We start from the raw sequence: 2,054 nt of genomic DNA, 5'->3' as shown, positions 1-2,054 counted from the left end.
TGGGCGCAAAACGGCACCCATGACAATTTCCGGACGCATTTGTTGGATGCAGCGCCCCATTGGCCCCGCAAAAGCCCAGATGGCGAAAATCGTGAGGCTTTCACCGCCCGATTTTCGCTCTCTGAATTGTCATGGGTGCCGTTTTGCGCCCAGAAATCCACCGCCCGGGCGGAGAACCGGCTACAGGATCACCGGATCGTGGGTTGATCGGGTGAAGACCTCGAAGCCGTCGGGCGTGATCACGCCGAAATCTTCCAGGCGCATGCCGAATTCGCCCGGCAGGTAGATGCCCGGCTCGACCGTCACCACGTTACCCGGCACGAGGGGCTGCTCGTTGCGCGGCGACAGCGCGGGCTGCTCGTGGATGTCGATACCCACGCCGTGGCCCAAGCTGTGGCCCATCTTGCCGGCGAAACCCGCGTCCGCGAGCGCGCGCTCGGCCAGCTCGTGCATGACCTTGCCCGTCACGCCCGGCTTGAGCGCGGCTTCCACCTGCTCGTTCGCGCTGCGGATGGCCGCGTAGGCATCGCGCATCTTCTGGGACGGCTGGCCCAGGAACACCGTGCGCGTCATGTCCGAGCAGTACCCGTGCGCCCGTGCGCCGAAATCGAGCACGACGCATTGACCCGCCTCGAGCACCGTCTGGCCAGGAATGGCATGGGGGCTCGCGCCGTTCGCGCCCGCGGCTACGATGGACGGGAACGCAAGGCCCTCGGCGCCGTGGCGACGCATGAAGTCCTCCAGCTCGATCTGCACCTCGCGCTCGGTCATGCCGGGACGCATGTACCCCACGATGTGCGCGAACGCGGCGTCGGTGACGACCTGAGCCGCCTTCATGCGCGCGATCTCCTGCACGTCTTTCACGGCGCGCAGGTTCACGATGGAGTCGGATGTTTCGCGCAACTGCGGACGCGCGGGAGCCTCCGCGAAGGCGGCTTCGAGCGCGCGAAAGCCGGCGAGCGTCATGGAGTCCTCGATGCCGAGCGCGATGGCTTCGGCCCCGTCCGACGGCTGGTCGACGTGGCGGGCGGCGAAGGTTTCGGCGACGAACTTCGCGTGGGTGACCCGTGCGTCGTCGACCGCGACCGCTCCTTCGCGGGCAGCAGCCGCGCGCGCCGCCTCGCTATAGCGCGAGTCGGTGTGCAGCACGGCATCGTGCGGCGTGACCAGCAGCGCGTGCGCGTCCTCGTCGTCGAACACGCCGTCGAACGCGGTGAGCCAGGCGATGTTCGAGGTGTCGCGCACGAAGAACGCGCCCATGCCCGCATCGGCGCAGGCGGCGCGGAGACGATCGAGGCGAGGCCCGGCAGCCGCAGCGAGCGCGGCGCTATCGGGCGAGCAGCACATCGACGGCCTCCTTGTAGCCCTCTTTGCCCTTGCCCTTGATCTGCGCCACGCATACCGGCGCGATGACCGAGATGCGGCGGAACTCCTCGCGCGCGGAAATATCGGATAGATGCACCTCCACCGTGGGCACGTCGATGGACGACACGGCGTCGCGCAGCGCGTACGAGTAGTGCGTGTGCGCACCGGGATTGTAGACGATGCCGTCGTACGCGCCGCGCGCCTCGTGCAACTTGTCGATGAGCGCGCCCTCATGGTTGCTTTGGAAGCAGTCGACGCTCGCACCCCGCTCGGCCGCGTATTCCGTCACCTCGCGCTCGATGTCGGCAAGCGTCACCGTGCCGTACACGTCGGGCTCGCGGACTCCCAGCAAATTGAGGTTCGGCCCGTTCAACACCAGAATCTTCTTCATAATCGGCTTCCTCCCCTATGCCTTCGAGCGAGCCCAAGCGTTCAGGTGGTCGAGGATGGTGGCGTCGTCGACGTCGGCGAGCTGCCAGGAACCCACGTCGCGGGGCAGCACGAAGCGCACCTGGCCGCGACGGGCCTTCTTGTCGCGCTTCATGGCCTCCAGCATGGCCTCCGGCTCGGCCGACCAGTCGAGGGCGGGCAGGCCCAGCTGGTCGAGCAGGCTGTCCTGCGTCTCGACCAAATCGAGCGGCGCGTCCACCAGCGACACGGCCATGCGCGCGGCGAAGCGCATGCCCTCG

General features: G+C 67.6%; 3 protein-coding genes and 1 pseudogene. 1 reads left to right on the top strand and 3 read right to left on the bottom strand.

The window, feature by feature from the left end:
• On the top strand, positions 1 to 207 hold a 207-nt coding region (locus ACMO6A_RS13580), incomplete at its 5' end, for a hypothetical protein (protein ID WP_418471425.1).
• Here the strand turns inward: ACMO6A_RS13580 and ACMO6A_RS13575 are convergent.
• From ACMO6A_RS13575 to ACMO6A_RS13565, 3 genes and pseudogenes are all read right to left on the bottom strand, one after another.
• Entirely contained in the window at positions 181 to 1,347 is a 1,167-nt protein-coding gene (locus tag ACMO6A_RS13575) for a M24 family metallopeptidase (RefSeq protein ID WP_009609341.1), read from the bottom strand. The genes ACMO6A_RS13580 and ACMO6A_RS13575 overlap by 27 nt on opposite strands.
• A complete protein-coding gene (aroQ, locus tag ACMO6A_RS13570; RefSeq protein WP_009306668.1) occupies positions 1,328 to 1,756 on the bottom strand; it encodes a type II 3-dehydroquinate dehydratase in 429 nt (142 codons plus the stop codon). The genes ACMO6A_RS13575 and aroQ overlap by 20 nt, the downstream gene beginning before the upstream one ends.
• A 15-nt stretch (positions 1,757 to 1,771) precedes the next feature.
• A pseudogene (locus ACMO6A_RS13565) lies at positions 1,772 to 2,054 on the bottom strand (3-dehydroquinate synthase); the annotation flags it as partial.

Origin of the sequence: Eggerthella sp. (assembly GCF_048329335.1) — a bacterium.
GTDB classification, from domain to species: Bacteria; Actinomycetota; Coriobacteriia; order Coriobacteriales; family Eggerthellaceae; genus Eggerthella; species Eggerthella lenta.
This window is presented reverse-complemented; position numbering and strand designations above follow the sequence as displayed.

Bases quoted from the DNA above. Each gene is read 5' to 3' on its own strand.
- ACMO6A_RS13575 (WP_009609341.1), bottom strand. From the start codon at position 1,347: ATGTGCTGCTCGCCCGATAGCGCCGCGCTCGCTGCGGCTGCCGGGCCT.
- aroQ (WP_009306668.1), bottom strand. From the start codon at position 1,756: ATGAAGAAGATTCTGGTGTTGAACGGGCCGAACCTCAATTTGCTGGGA.